Source organism: Polaribacter marinus (assembly GCF_022662535.1).
Lineage (GTDB): Bacteria > Bacteroidota > Bacteroidia > Flavobacteriales > Flavobacteriaceae > Polaribacter > Polaribacter marinus.
The window spans coordinates 104,319-119,659 of sequence record NZ_JAKQYM010000002.1 but is presented as its reverse complement, the minus strand read 5'-3'; the positions used below and the strand labels follow the sequence as shown (position 1 = coordinate 119,659).

At 33.8% G+C, this 15,341-nt stretch carries 11 protein-coding genes; all 11 read left to right on the top strand.

What is annotated here, in order from left to right:
* The first annotated feature begins 6 nt into the window (after positions 1-6).
* The 11 genes from MC378_RS03720 (at position 7) to MC378_RS03665 (ending at position 15,341) form a co-directional block, all read left to right on the top strand.
* Entirely contained in the window at positions 7-420 is a 414-nt protein-coding gene (locus MC378_RS03720; protein WP_242177380.1) for an HYC_CC_PP family protein, read from the top strand.
* 125 nt (positions 421-545) lie between these two features.
* Complete coding sequence (locus tag MC378_RS03715; RefSeq protein WP_242177379.1) at positions 546-4,337, top strand: efflux RND transporter permease subunit; 3,792 nt, start codon at positions 546-548, stop codon at positions 4,335-4,337.
* 12 nt (positions 4,338-4,349) lie between these two features.
* Positions 4,350-4,703: a four helix bundle protein gene (locus MC378_RS03710; protein ID WP_242177378.1), complete on the top strand. Its 354-nt coding sequence runs from the start codon at positions 4,350-4,352 to the stop codon at positions 4,701-4,703.
* A gap of 1 nt (position 4,704) precedes the next feature.
* On the top strand, positions 4,705-5,997 hold the full coding sequence (locus MC378_RS03705; RefSeq protein ID WP_242177377.1) for a TolC family protein: 1,293 nt from the start codon (positions 4,705-4,707) through the stop codon (positions 5,995-5,997).
* Between the two features lie 120 nt (positions 5,998-6,117).
* Positions 6,118-7,890, top strand: coding sequence for an efflux RND transporter periplasmic adaptor subunit (locus tag MC378_RS03695; protein WP_242177375.1), 1,773 nt, complete (start codon positions 6,118-6,120; stop codon positions 7,888-7,890).
* A 32-nt stretch (positions 7,891-7,922) separates the two neighbouring features.
* Complete coding sequence (locus tag MC378_RS03690; protein ID WP_242177374.1) at positions 7,923-8,375, top strand: heavy-metal-associated domain-containing protein; 453 nt, start codon at positions 7,923-7,925, stop codon at positions 8,373-8,375.
* Positions 8,376-10,613: 2,238 nt separating this feature from the next.
* The gene (locus MC378_RS03685; protein WP_420850999.1) at positions 10,614-10,994 is read left to right on the top strand and encodes a DUF6943 family protein; all 381 of its coding nucleotides are present in this window, start codon (positions 10,614-10,616) and stop codon (positions 10,992-10,994) included.
* Positions 10,995-11,125: 131 nt separating this feature from the next.
* A complete protein-coding gene (locus MC378_RS03680) occupies positions 11,126-11,767 on the top strand; it encodes a DUF6266 family protein (RefSeq protein ID WP_242177372.1) in 642 nt (213 codons plus the stop codon).
* A 432-nt stretch (positions 11,768-12,199) separates the two neighbouring features.
* Entirely contained in the window at positions 12,200-13,159 is a 960-nt protein-coding gene (locus MC378_RS03675; protein WP_242177371.1) for an NADH-quinone oxidoreductase subunit B family protein, read from the top strand.
* A gap of 21 nt (positions 13,160-13,180) precedes the next feature.
* Positions 13,181-14,776 (top strand): nickel-dependent hydrogenase large subunit, encoded by a 1,596-nt coding sequence (locus tag MC378_RS03670; protein ID WP_242177370.1) that lies wholly within the window; start codon positions 13,181-13,183, stop codon positions 14,774-14,776.
* A gap of 82 nt (positions 14,777-14,858) precedes the next feature.
* Positions 14,859-15,341 (top strand): hydrogenase maturation protease, encoded by a 483-nt coding sequence (locus MC378_RS03665; protein WP_242177369.1) that lies wholly within the window; start codon positions 14,859-14,861, stop codon positions 15,339-15,341.

Here is a 15,341-nt window from a genome sequence, read left to right as displayed (position 1 = left end):
AACAGTATGAAACAAGTTTTCCATAAAATAATGTCTTTAGCAATGGCTTTTGTAGTGTTATTCTCTACAATGTCATTTACTATGAATATGCATTATTGCGGAGATACTTTAGTAGAAACGGCTATTTTCCATAAAGCTAAAGGTTGCGGTATGGAAATGGAAAAGCCATCTACTGAAGGTTGTGCTATTACTAAGAAAAATTGTTGCGATGATGAACAATTAGTTGTTGCTGGTCAAGACGAACTACAATTAAAAGTTGACAAAATTTCTTTCGAACAACAAGTTTTCATTGCCTCATTTGTTTATACTTATATTAACCTTTTTGAAGGTTTAGAAAACAATGTATCTTCTTTTGAAGAATACAAATCGCCACTCGTCATAAGGCAACTCTACAAAATAGACGAGACTTATTTAATTTGATTTTTAAACTTTAGACTGTTTTATCCTATGGCTATATGTCATTAGGATAATTTGTTGTATTCGGTGTTTTCTTAATACCGGTGTTTTCTCAATACCAATGTCTAACTGTTTAATAATCAAAATATATGCTTAATAAAGCAATCAAATTTCTTATAGAGAATAAACTCGTTGCAGTACTACTACTCGTTCTTTTCGTAGGATGGGGAACAGTAAATGCACCTTTCAATTGGGATACAGGGTTTTTACCAAGTAATCCTGTAGCTGTTGATGCCATTCCAGATATCGGAGAAAATCAACAAATTGTATTTACAAAGTGGGATGGTCGTTCACCACAAGATATAGAAGACCAAATCACTTATCCATTAACGACTTCTTTACTCGGTATTCCAGGAGTAAAAACCATTCGTAGTTCTTCTATGTTTGGGTTTTCAAGTATCTATATCATTTTTGAGGAAGATATAGAATTCTATTGGAGTCGCAGTCGTATTCTAGAAAAACTCAATTCATTACCAAGTGGATTATTACCAGAAGGTGTTAATCCTGCATTGGGACCAGATGCCACAGGATTAGGACAGATATTTTGGTACACGCTGGAAGGTCGAGATGAAAATGGAAATGTTACTGGTGGTTGGGATTTACAAGAGTTACGAAGTATTCAAGATTACTATGTAAAATATGCGCTATCCTCTGCAAGTGGTGTTTCTGAAGTAGCTTCAATTGGTGGTTATGTTCAAGAATACCAAGTAGATGTTAATCCAGAATTGATGCGTCAATATAATATTGGATTACATCACGTTGTAAAAGCGGTTAAAGAAAGTAATAAAGACATTGGTGCACAAACTATTGAAATCAATAATGCAGAATATTTAGTACGTGGTTTAGGTTATGTGAAATCTATTGAAGACATAGAAAATGCAGTCGTTACTTCCGAAGATTATACAGCAATACGAATTAAAGACATCGGAAAAGTATCATTAGGTCCAGCAACAAGACGTGGTTTATTAGATAAAGAAGGTGCAGAAGTTGTAGGTGCTGTTGTAGTAGCACGTTATGGTGCAAACCCAATGGAAGTAATCAATAATGTAAAAGAGAAAATTAACGAATTAAGTGCAGGATTACCTTCAAAAGTATTAGCAGATGGTAGAACCTCACAAGTCACCATAGTACCATTTTATGATAGAACCGTATTAATTCAAGAAACATTAGACACACTTAACGAGGCATTGACTTTAGAAATTCTAATTACCATTTTGGTTATTATCATTATGGTATTCAATCTTCGAGCTTCAATATTAATTTCTGGCTTATTGCCTGTTGCGGTTTTAATGGTTTTTATAGCTATGAAGTTCTTTGGAGTAGATGCAAACATTGTCGCTTTATCAGGTATAGCAATTGCTATTGGTACAATGGTCGATGTTGGTGTCATACTTTCAGAAAACATCATTCGGCATCTTGATGAAAATGAAAATGTCATTCCGACAGAGCGAGGAACGAGTGACGAGGAATCTCACGAAAAACTTCCAATTAATCAAGTAGTTTATAATGCGACAGCAGAAGTTTCAGGCGCTATTGTTACCGCAGTAATGACAACCATTATCAGTTTCATTCCTGTATTTACTATGATTGGTGCAGAAGGAAAATTATTTAGACCATTAGCCTTTACAAAAACCTTTGCTTTAACAGCATCTATTATTGTTGCTTTGTTTTTAATACCACCATTTGCAGCATTTTTATTCAGAAAGAAAAGCATTAAAAACACTTTTAAATATGTTTTAAATGGTGTTTTAATAGCATTAGGTATCGCAGCGATAATCTATGGGTATTGGTTAGGGTTGGTTTTGATAGCCTTTGGTTCCATTGCGTTATTAAGTTTAATATTAGATAAGAGTGAGTTTCACTTTTCACTTTTCACTTTCCACTTTTCACTTTTCACTTTTCACTTTTCACTTTCAAAAAATCTTACCAATATTATTATTTCAGTATCAGCAATAGTATTCTTGTTAGCCGAATACTGGCAACCTTTAGGAGTAGATAAAAGCATTTTCTGGAATCTCATTTTTGTAAGTGTTATATGCTTTAGTTTATTAGGTATTTTCTCATTATTTATAAAATACTACACGCGTATTTTAAGATGGTGTTTAGATAATAAGCTATTGTTTTTATCTGTGCCAACAGTGATTGTAATAGCAGGATTTTTCATTATGAAGAATACTGGTAAAGAGTTTATGCCATCTTTAAATGAAGGCTCATTTCTACTAATGCCAACCTCTATGCCTCATTCTGGTGTAGAAGAAAACAAAAGAGTTTTACAGCAATTAGATATGGCAGTAGCCAGCATTCCAGAGATTGAAACGGTAGTTGGTAAAGCAGGAAGAACAGAATCAGCTTTAGACCCAGCACCTCTATCAATGTACGAAAACATCATTCAGTACAAACCAGAGTATATGCTGAATGAAAACGGAGAACGTCAACGCTACAAAGTAAATAATGAAGGTGAATTTGTGTTAAAAAACGGAATGTCATTGCGAGCGGAACAACGTGAAGCGTGGCAATCTCTCAATGCGAAAGAACAACTCATCCCAGATAAAGATGGCGACTTCTACAGAAATTGGCGACCAGAAATACAATCACCAGACGATATTTGGAATGAAATCGTTAGAGTTACCAAATTACCAGGCGTTACTTCTGCACCAAAATTACAACCCATAGAAACCAGATTAGTCATGCTTCAAACAGGTATGCGAGCACCAATGGGAATAAAAGTAAAAGGACAAGATTTAAAACAAATTGAAGCGTTTGGTGTGCAATTAGAAAACATCATCAAGGAAGCTGAAGGCGTTAAAAAAGAAGCTGTTTTTGCAGACCGTATCGTTGGTAAACCCTATTTGTTAATTGATATTGATAGAGAGAAAATCGCACGATATGGCATTTCTATACAAGATGTTCAGGATGTATTAAAAGTCGCAGTTGGTGGTATGGTTTTAACACAAACGGTTGAAGGTCGAGAGCGCTATGGTATTCGTGTGCGATACCCAAGAGAATTAAGAGCAAATCCAACAGACTTACAACAGATTTATGTGCCTGTTGAAAAAGGCAACCCTGTTCCATTAAGCGAATTGGCAACCATTCGTTACGAACAAGGGCCACAAGTCATTAAAAGTGAAGACACCTTTTTAGTAGGTTATGTCTTGTTTGATAAATTAGATGGTTTTGCAGAAGTAAGCGTTGTTGAAAATGCACAAGCATTAATCCAAGAAAAGATAGATTCAGGCAAATTAATAGTTCCCAAAGGAATCAACTATGCATTCACAGGAACGTATGAAAATCAATTACGAGCAGAAAAAACCTTATCTGTTGTTGTGCCATTAGCTTTGGCAATCATCTTTTTAATACTGTATTTTCAATTCCGTTCTGTGGCAACCTCTTTAATGGTGTTTACAGGTATTGCAGTAGCGTTTGCTGGTGGCTTTATAATGATATGGCTCTATGGTCAAGATTGGTTTTTAAACTTCAACTTCTTTGGCGAAAACCTACGTGATTTATTCCAGATACATCCCATTAATTTAAGTGTAGCGGTTTGGGTTGGGTTTATTGCACTCTTCGGTATAGCAACCGATGATGGTGTAGTAATGGCAACTTATTTAACCCAAACATTCGATAGAAACACACCAGATAATAAAAAGGAAATTAGAGCATCAGTTGTTGAAGCAGGTGAAAAACGAATCAGACCGTGTTTAATGACAACAGCAACCACCATATTAGCATTATTACCAATACTAACCTCGACAGGACGAGGAAGCGATATTATGATTCCTATGGCCATACCAAGTTTTGGCGGCATGCTTATAGCTTTAATCACCTTATTTGTAGTGCCAGTATTGTACAGCTGGAAAGCTGAGTTTAAAGTGAAAAACTAAAAGTGAAAAATTATGAGCAAAAGTATTTTAAAAGATAAGAGTTATGCTTTCGCAATCTTAATTGTAAAGCTATCTCAATCATTAGTAAGTAAAAAAAAGGAATATGTTTTAAGCAAACAACTATTAAGAAGCGGAACGGCCGTTGGTGCATTAATTCGCGAAGCTGAATTTGCTCAAAGTAAAGCTGACTTTATCAATAAAATGAGTATTTCTTTAAAAGAAGCAAATGAAACTTTGTATTGGTTAGACTTGTTAAAAGATACTGATTATGTAACCGAAGAAACGTATTTAATTCATTATAACTTAAATAAAGAATTGATTGCAATGTTGGTTAGTTCAATTAAAACAACAAAATCTAGATTGTAAAATGATAAATTTTAAACACATAAATCAAAAGCGGAAGCGTGTCGTAATTTTTAGTTTTTCACTTTTCACTATTCACTTCAAAAGCGTCTTAATCACTGCTATTTTACTTTTTTCTATCAATTCAATAAATAGTCAATCGCTGGATGTATTGGTAAATGAAGCTTTGGAAAGCAATCCAGAAATTCAAAAATTTGAGTTGCAATACAAAAGAGCTTCTGAAAAAGTAAACGAAGTTAATACCATTCCTAATACCGAATTTGGCGTAGGTTACTTCGTAAGCGAACCAGAAACACGAACAGGAGCGCAACGCTTTAAAGTATCGGCTAAACAAATGTTACCGTGGTTTGGTACAATTACATCGAGAGAAAATTATGTCAGTTCATTAGCTGATGCAAAATATCAAGACATTGTTATTGCAAAGCGAAAATTGATGGCTTCTGTATCACAATCCTATTATAATTTATACGCCAACAAAGCGAAACAAAAGGTGCTAATAGAAAACATTAAACTATTGGAAACCTATGAGACATTAGCACTAACCTCTGTTGAGGTTGGTAAAGCATCTGCTGTAGATGTGTTGCGATTGCAAATGCGTCAAAATGAAATGCAACAACTAAAAGATGTTTTAAGTCAACAGTTTTTAGCAGAGCAAACTAATTTGAATAAGCTTTTAAATAGGAAAAATGATGTTGCTGTTACTGTGGTAGAGCGTTTAACAATGCCTTCAGAAGACTTTGAAATCATTACTGAAAATTTAGCATTACATCCCGAATTGTTGAAGTATGATAAACTATACCAATCCATAGAACAATCAGAACTATTAAACCAAAAAGAAAGCAGTCCTATGATTGGTTTTGGCTTGGACTATATCAATGTTTCCGAAAGACCAGATATGAATTTCTCGGATAATGGAAAAGATATTGTGATGCCAATGGTTTCGGTGTCTATCCCAATTTTCAATAAAAAATACAAATCTCAGACCAAGCAAAATGAGTTGCAACAGCAGGAAATAAAAGCTCAAAAACAGGAACGTTTAAACACTTTGGAAACGCTTTTAAGTAAAGCAATTAATAAGCGTATTTCTGCAAGAATAAGTTATGAGACTCAAACCAAGAACTTAAAACAAGCCAAAGATGCCGAGGATATTTTAATCAAAAGCTACGAAACAGGAACGATTGATTTTAATGATGTTCTTGATATTCAAGAATTACAATTAAAGTTTCAAATGAACCAAATAGAGTCTATTAAGGGCCACTATGTTCAGAGTACTATCATTAATTATTTAACCCAATGAAACATACATATCACGCACATGGTATGACTTGCAACGGATGTCGCAGTCATGTAGAAGATGCTTCAAAAGCAACAGTTAATTTAGAAAAGGCAGAGTTAACTATTATTAAAATATAACACTATGAAAAAATATATAATTTACTTCGGAATATTGGTAGTTGGGTTGTTGTTAGGATGGTTGCTCTTTGGTGGTTCATCAAAAGAAGAAATAGACCATAATCACGATAAGGTTGCAGAGACCAATCAAATGTGGACCTGTTCTATGCATCCACAAATTATGCAACCAGAACCAGGTGATTGTCCGATTTGTGGTATGGATTTAATCCCTGCCGAAAGTGGAAGTAATGGCCTATTAGCAGACCAATTCAAGTTAACCGAAAATGCGATGGCATTAGCCAATATTCAAACAACTGTTGTGGGCAAAGGAAATATTGATGGCAACACAATTAAATTATCTGGTAAAATTGCTGAAAATGAAGAAGAAAACGCTGTACAAGTCAGTTATTTTTCAGGCAGAATAGAACAATTGAATGTCAGTTTTACAGGCGAAGAAGTTCGTAAAGGTCAATTATTAGCCACCATTTATTCGCCAGAATTATACGCAGCACAGCAAGAATTGATTATAGCATCATCTTTAAAGGAATCACAACCTGCATTGTACAAGGCGGTTCGTAATAAATTGAAGTTATGGAAACTTTCTGAAAGTCAAATCAATCAAATAGAAGAAACTCAAAAAGTAAAAGAAAATTTTCCAGTCTATGCTACGGTTTCAGGAACAGTTACCGAAAAATTAATAGAACAAGGTGACTACATCAAACAAGGTCAACCATTGCTTAAAATTGCAAATCTCAATACGGTTTGGGCAAACTTTGATGTATATGAAAATCAAATCGATGTATTTAAAAAGGGACAAGAAGTTTTAGTGACTACAAACGCTTATACTAATAAGGAATTTAAAGGGAAAGTAGATTTCATTGGCCCAATTTTAAATACCAAAACAAGAACTGTAACCTTGCGCGTAGTACTTAATAATAAAAACGATGTATTTAAACCAGGAATGTTTGTAACCGCCAATATTGAACGAGTTTCAAGTAGTAATGATGGAGTGTTAACAATCCCAGCATCTGCTGTACTTTGGACAGGTGAACGTTCTGTGGTCTATTTAAAAACCAATCCTGACCAAACCGTTTTTGAAATGCGTGAAGTTGTTTTAGGCAATCAAATTGGTAATAAATATGAAGTTTTAGAAGGCTTATTTGTTGGCAATGAAATCGTAACTAACGGAACATTTACGGTTGATGCAGCAGCACAATTGCAAGGCAAAAAATCAATGATGAATAAGGATGGTGGCAAAGTAATGACTGGTCACGAAGGGCATTTAGGAATGGATAATAATGCATCAAAAAAAGAAAGTGACCATACTAATATGAACGAAAGATTGACAGTATCAGAAAAATTTCAAGAACAATTAAAAGTTGTTTACAATGATTATATCAATTTAAAAGATGCATTAGTTAAAGAAGATTCAAAAAACACTTCAGCTAATGCAACAAGTTTAGTAAACAATTTAGGTAAAGTGGATATGAAATTATTATCAGACAATAATGCTCATACACATTGGATGTCATTAGTCAAAGAAATAAAATCTTCGGCAACAGCTATTTCTAAAACGTCAGATATAAAAGAACAAAGAGACCATTTCAAACACCTATCATTAAACTTAATAAACGCTGTACAACTGTTTGGTGTTAAAGAAAAAGTGTATGTGGAATTTTGTCCAATGGGTGATAATAATAAAGGAGCGTATTGGTTGAGTAAAGAAGAAAAAGTAATCAATCCATATTTTGGTGAAGCAATGCTAACCTGTGGAGAAGTAAAACAAGTAATAGAATAATAAATCAAGTAATAACAATTAAATTTAAAACAATGAATTTTTCAAAGAAAAATCACGAACACAAAAACAAAAATGCAAACAACGTGAGTAAAAAAGTAATTTTAAGTATCGCTGTAATAGCAGCATTAGGTTTAACAAGTTGTAAAAACGAAACCAAAAAGGAAACAGAAACTACAACAATAGAAGTGTCAAAAGAAATCGCAATGACAGATTTATCTTTTGGAGTAAGAGGTAATTGCGGTATGTGTAAAAGTACTATTGAAAAAGCAGCTAACGGAGTAGAAGGAGTTTCCAAAGCAACTTGGGATGTTGATAAAAAGAAGATTGATGTGTCTTTTGATGATACCAAAACAGATGTAATGACAATTCATAAGGCAATAGCAGCTTCAGGTTACGATACCGAAAAAGTTACAGGAAGTGAAGAAGCTTATAAAGATTTACCAAGTTGTTGTAAATACGACCACGAAATGACTATGAATCAATAAAATGAAACTAAAAGTGATAACAATTTCAATCACAACTACTATATAAGTAATTAGAAGAGTCTTTTTCGAAAGGCTCTTTTTTATTCCCCACAACCCAAAACCCGGATCAAGCGTTTAGAATCTATCCAGTGGATAGATGTAGCGAAGAGGCCAGCTGCCGTGGTGGGCTTAAAATAACCCTCTGTCTTTTGTGTTGTATAGTTTATCCTGAGCGTACTCGAAGGGCGCGCCACCGCACTTGTAGTTTTTGGTTGCCAACCCTCACACAGCACATTACTTCTTTTATTTAAACTATTATATTTTGATAAATAAGTACAATAAAAAAGTAAAGAGCTGTTGCCAACGCACACACCAAAAACTCCCCAAAGCTATATTTACATAATGCGCTGTTATAGGTACATTCATTCACTTTCTGCCCTATAACGCCATTATGTAAAATAGCCCCACCCAGCCGCACACATCAGAACTCCACAACATCATTTAGGCTATTCATGAACACCCGAAAAATAAAAAAGTCGTGAACTAAATAGCCCCACCCAACCGCACAAATTGGAACTTCAAATAATACTTAATACGAAAAGGGATGTTTATTATAAAAAAAAACTCACACCATAGAGATGTGAGGAAAAATTGCTATAATTGACCTTAGAAAAGGTCTATTGAAAAAGAAAATTTAAATATAATAAAAATAAAAGATATAATCATATTCCTTATCTCATTCAAGCTGCACAAAACCATCGGTAAGCCTGTACTGAGCGTAGTCGAAGTATCAAAGTATTCCTAACCTCAACTCTTTGTTTGTTTCATTTCGCTAACAAATCTATTTTTAACACAAAAATCAAGGACTAAAACTATAAAGCATAGTTCCATCCCCACGGTCATTAAGAGTTCAGCGAAACAATCTCATATTAGCTAACAACAATCTCACATTAGAAACAACAATCTCACAAACAAGTTACCATCTCCACTGTCATAGAATCTGGCAGGCGAGCGTCAATCAATTGAAGCGAACGTAAAAAGAAAAACTGTCTGAGCAAAGCGAGTTTTTTTCTTTTAGAGAGCAAAAGTGTAATTGACCGCCGAAGATTCAAGACTAGATTTTTGATTCTTTTCATCAATGGAAAAGAATAAGAAACAAAGAAAGGAGAGCCTTGGATTTTAGTTTCATCCCCACGGTCATTAAGAGCTCATAGAAACAATCTTACATTAGCAACAATAATCTCACATTAGCAACAACAATCTCACAAACAAGTTACCAGCTCCACTGTCATAGAATCTGGCAGGCGAGTGTCAATCAATTGAAGCGAACGTAAAAAGAAAAACTGTTTGAGCAAAGCGAGTTTTTTTCTTTTAGAGAGCAAAAGTGTAATTGACCGCCGAAGATTCAAGACTAGATTTTTGATGAAGCCAGTGCTGAACTTGATTCAGTATCCATCAATGGAAAAGAATAAGAAACAAAGAAAAGAAAGCCTTGGATTTGTCCACTTTCCCCACCACCCTTTCAAAGGAGTAGGTTCCAGCAATTGGCAATGTTTGCCATGTGTCTGCGGTAAGTACATTACATTCTCAAAACCCTTTCAGGGAATTGTTCATTACATATACTCACCTCAACACCGCACATAAAAAAAGAGTGTTTTTTCCAAAATACCCTTTATTTATTTTTTCCATTTCTCAAACATCACCAATTACCTCCACCTACGCACTTTTCCCCAAAAAGAGTAAAGATCTTCAAAAAGAAAACCCACATCGGTAAGAGGTGGGTTCTCAGGTTACTTTTATAGGGCTAACCAAAAAGGAGTTTAAAAATAATAAAAAAAATTAAAATAAAAAAAGACAGCAAATATAAGTGCCTCACTTCACCCAGCGCACGCAGGCTATAAAGGTCAAGCCCTTCGGGTTTTGAATAAAACTTTTTTTGATTCACATTCTTTAATTAAAACAAAACTCGCACTTAAAAAAACTTTTATCCAAAAACCTTGACAGCCTTTTCCCAGGCACTTTCAGAGAGCACATCTTTTTCTTCTTTTTTCCAAAAAAATAATGTGGCGAAATGGAGTGAAACGGAATTCGCGAACTCCATTGAGTAAAAACAAAAAATAGTGAGCAAACGCAGCAAAGCATAATTTTAATTTGGAGAACTATGTCAACTTTTCAAATCAAAACCCACAAACCAGGGCGCACTTACTCAAGCCCACATTTTTTTATTTTAAGTAGGGCTGAACGTGAAGAAATAGTCCAGTGGACTATTTTAGTGAAAGAGCCAGCTGGCGGAAAAGAAACAGCGGAAACCCCTTATTTCTCCCCTGCCCTAATTGTTTTGTAATAACTATTAAAACAGAAAAAGAAAAAAACACATTATATCATTTATCTATGATGCTGCAAATAGGCGGTTTTTACGCATACTATTTAAAAGGCAGTGTTATTCCTTTTATTTCTATAAACGATTGCAAAAAAACGCTAATAAAAGGTTTTGAGTCAAGTGAAAATTCAGAATTTAATAAACATATAAAAGCTGTCACGTTAATTTCTAAAAATGAAAAAGAGTTACAAAATGTCATTGAAAAAATGGCACTTTTAAAAAAATCATACATTAAAAATATCTTTAAAAAAGCAAATTAGGGCAACAAAGGGCAACAAAAACCAAACACTCTTTTTTGCATAAAAATTGCTATACATTACAATAGTTGGTACAAGTTAAAACCAAGTCCGTACCAACTCCAAATGTATATTAATTTTTAAATCGTAGTAAAATGGGAAAAATTTCACAAGGTATTTTAGGTGGATTATCTGGTAAGGTTGGAAACGTTATCGGAGGAAATTGGAAAGGTATTGATTATTTAAGGATCAAACCATCAAGCGTGGCAAATCCACGAACAGAAGGACAAGTAAATCAACGTAATAAATTTACGATTACATTGGAATACTTACAAGCAAACAAAGGATTTATAAAAATTGGTTATAAGTCGTTTGCTACGAAGAAGACTGAATTTAATGCAGCTATGTCTTATATTTTAAACAATGCAGTAGGTGGTATTGCACCAAATTTCACAATTGATTATTCTTTAGCATTATTGAGTAGAGGTTCTTTATCTGGAGTTTTAAATGGAACTACTGATTTAACTACTGCTGGAGAAGTAACTTTTAATTGGGATGATAACTCAACAGAAGGAAATGCAGATGTAACAGACAAAGCAATGGTTTTGGTTTACAATCCAAGTAAAAAAGAATCAATTTCTATTTTAGATGGTGCTGATAGAACTGTAGGTTCTCAGATTGTAACTATTCCTGGTACATATGTAGGAGATACAATAGAGCTATTTATGGCATTTGTTTCAGAAGATGGTAAAACAGTATCAAATAGTGTTTATTTAGGCTCTGGAATAGCTAATTAATACTTGATGTTTTTTAATTCAAAAACCACTCATTTGAGTGGTTTTTTTTATTCTAAATTTGTACTTCAATCTGTTTTTATTAATCACAAAATTTCCTTTAATTTGAATAACTTGTACCCTATTTGTTGCCCTACTTCATCAAACCCAATAATAGTAAGGATAGTAAAATATTGTATAGGAAAGTAAAATCCATCTTATTTATTCATTACAACTTATATTATTCTTTTCAGACTAACAAAGTAGTATAAGAACCTCAATTTTTTACTATTTTATCAACATATTCAATAATGCGAATACCATAATTGTTTCAAGTAAATTGTATTTAGAATCATTATAAATTAGGCTTTTTGTTGTCATATTCATAATATTTAACAAAAAAAATAAATTATTCATATTATATTTATGCCATTAAAAATTAAAACTAACTAATTTATGGCTAATGTTTTATGGTTACAAGGAGGCGCATGTAGTGGTAACACTATGTCTTTCTTGAACGCAGAAGAACCTACTGTAGTTGAGCTCATTACGGATTTTGGACTCAATATCTTATGGCATCCAACTACAGGTTTGCAAATTGGAGATCAGGTTCAAGATTTATTAAGAGATATAATTGCAGGAAAAGTGCAAATGGATATCTTAGTGTATGAAGGCTCAATTATTCAAGGTCCTAATGGTACAGGAACAATGAACTATTTTGCTGATCGACCAATGATGGATTGGATTAAAGAACTATCTGAAGTTGCAGGCTATGTTGTAGCAATTGGAGATTGTGCCACATGGGGAGGAATTCCCGCTGTCGCACCAAATCCAAGTGAATCTACTGGAATGCAATTTTTAAAAAAGAACAAGGGTGGTTTTTTAGGTGCAGATTATGTTTCTAAAGGAGGTTTACCTGTTATTAATATTCCAGGTTGTCCAGCTCATCCAGATTGGATCACTCAAATTTTAGTTGCTATTTCAGTTGGTAGAATTGGAGATGTTTTAATTGATGAATATCACAGACCAAAAACATTCTTTACAGATTTTGTACAAGATGGTTGTACTAATGTTTCCAATTTTGCTCAAAAAGTAGATGGAAACTTTGGTAAACGAGGCGGATGTTTATTTTATGAAGTAGGTTGTAGAGGACCAATGACTAGAGCTAGTTGTAATAATATATTATGGAATCGTCAATCAAGCAAAACACGTTCCAATCATCCTTGCTTAGGATGTACAGAACCAGGTTTTCCTCATAACGATTTAATGAAAGGAAGTGTTTTTAAAACCATGAAATATATGGGCGTTTTTCCTAAAGAGGTACCGGAAGGAAGAAGTAAGTTAGCATACTATATGGAAGCAGGTTTCCAAAAAGTAATGCCTACAAACAAACGTATTACAGAAACTTCTAAATAATAATCAACTAAAAAAACTAAAATGTCAACAGTAAAAGAATTAAATATATCACCAGTTGGAAGAGTTGAAGGTGATTTAGATGTTAAAGTATATATAGATAACGGAAAAGTAACCAGAGCACATACACAAGCCGCAATGTTTAGAGGCTTCGAAAAAATTATGGCTGGTAAAGATCCACAATCTGGATTAATCGTTACACCAAGAATTTGTGGTATTTGTGGTGGATCACATTTATACTGTGCATCTTCTGCATTAGATACTGCATGGGGAACAAAATTGCCTCCTAATGCATTACTATTAAGAGCAATTGGTCAAGCTACAGAAACTATACAAAGTATTCCAAGATGGTTTTATGCAATATTTGCTACTGATTTAGCGAATAAGAAATACGCAAACAAACCTTTATATCCAGAAGTTGTAAAACGATGGTCTGCATACGTAGGAACAACTTTTCAAAAAGGTTTAACTGCTAGTGGTTTACCTGTACAAGTCTACGCCTTATTTGGTGGTCAATGGCCACACTCTAGCTACATGGTTCCCGGAGGCGTAATGTGTGCTCCTACCCTAAAAGATATCACAAGAGCACATGCAATTATGACACAATTTAAAAACGATTGGTTAGAACCAATTTGGCTTGGTTGTTCAATTGAACGTTATCTAGAAATTAAATCTTGGGATGACATGCTTGCTTGGGTTGAAGAAAATGAATCTCATAAAAATAGCGATTTAGGTCTTTTAATTAGAGCAGGTATTGAATTTGGATTAGATAAGTTTGGTCAAGGAGTTGGTAAATTTTTAGCAACAGGAACCTATTTACATAAAGATATGTATAACAATCCTACTATTGAAGGAAGAAATGATGCTTTAATTAGCTCAAGTGGCTTCTTTGATGGTGAAAATTGGCATGAATTTGATCACATGAAAATAAGTGAAGACGTAAAACATTCTTGGTATAAAAATCAAGAAGATGGTTTACACCCATGGGACGAACCTTTACCAGATCCTGCTAAGTCACATACTTTGCATGATTCTGATTTTGACAAACAATATTCTTGGGCTAAAGCTCCTCGTTATGACGGACATGCAGCAGAAGCAGGACCTTTAGCTCGTTGCATTATGAATGCAAATCCAAACAATAAGGATCATCAAATTCAGGACCCTTTATTTGGAGATATCATAAAAAAAATGGGACCAAGTGTATTTACACGTGTTTTAGCGAGAGTTCACGAAGCTCCACGTCTTTATAAATTTATTGACAAATGGTTATCTGAAATTGATTTAGATGGCGAATTCTATATCAAACCTGTAGAAAAAGATGGTAAAGGATTTGGAGCTACAGAAGCTGCACGTGGATCATTGGCTCACTGGATTGAAATTAAAGACGGTGTTATAAAAAATTATCAAGTAATGGCACCTACTACATGGAATGTTGGTCCTAATGATGCAAAAGGAAACCCTGGGCCTATTGAAGCTGCTCTAGAAGGAATTGATATTGAAGACCCTACAGATCCAGTTGAAGTTGGTATTGTAGCTCGTTCTTTTGATTCTTGTTTGGTATGTACAGTACATGCCCATGATGAACAGAGTGGTGTCGAACTATCCAAATTTAAACTATAAACAATTAAATATAAGATAGTTAAAAAAAAACTTTCTTAAGTTAAAAGCTTAAGAAAGTTTTTTAAGTTATATATAAAATGATATGGAAAAAATAGCAATAATGGGTTTTGGAAACCCAGTACGTAGTGATGATGGTATTGGAATGTATGTTATTGAAAAATTAAAAGAAATAATTGGAAACAATTCTTCTATCAATATTTTTGACATGGGTACCGCCGCTTTTGAAATTCTCTTTGGATTAAAAGGTCATCAGAAAATAATTTTAGTAGATGCTGTTATTAATAGCAACGAACCTGTTGGAACATTGTTTAAAGTCCCTGCTAGTGAAGTTTTAGCTGCACCAGAAGAAAACCCTTTAGTGTTTTTACATAGTATGAAATGGAACCAAGCATTATCTTATGCTAAAAAAATATTACAGGACGAATACCCAGAAGATATTCAAGTATATTTAATTGCTGTTGAGAATACAAAATTAGAATTTGACTTAAGTAAAGAAGTACAAGATGCTGGAGATAAAGTTGTTAATCTAATCTTAGAAGAGTTAAAGCCATTGGTTATTTTATAA